The organism is Enterococcus thailandicus (assembly GCF_001886265.1).
Lineage (GTDB): Bacteria > Bacillota > Bacilli > Lactobacillales > Enterococcaceae > Enterococcus_B > Enterococcus_B thailandicus.
Genome location: NZ_JXLE01000057.1, coordinates 1 through 313, shown reverse-complemented (window position 1 = coordinate 313; position 313 = coordinate 1). Strand labels below are relative to the sequence as shown.

The following is a 313-nucleotide window of genomic DNA, read 5'->3' as shown; positions in this document are numbered from 1 at the left end:
CAATCAAAGTAGCTTGGGGAAGTACGATTCAAATTCGCGGACGGACTGACCAAACGGCGGGAGCTTATACACTACGCAAAAAAGGAAACTCTTACTCTATTCAATCGAGCTTTGGGATGGATAAAAAATATCGAGTCGACGGCATTCACAGTATATTCCCTAGTTATTACTCCATGACGCTCCTACGAGGGGATGGTAAACTTACTGATTTGACAGGGACTTACTATAAAGAAAACACTGGGAATTTAACTACAGATAAAATCGTTAACGATTTTGGAACAAATGGGCAACAATCTGTTCAACTAGGTGATGT

Annotated in this window: 1 pseudogene; it reads left to right on the top strand. The window is 40.6% G+C overall.

The annotated features are described in order from the left end of the window. Window positions 1-313, top strand: a pseudogene (locus RV17_RS13570) (hypothetical protein); the annotation flags it as partial.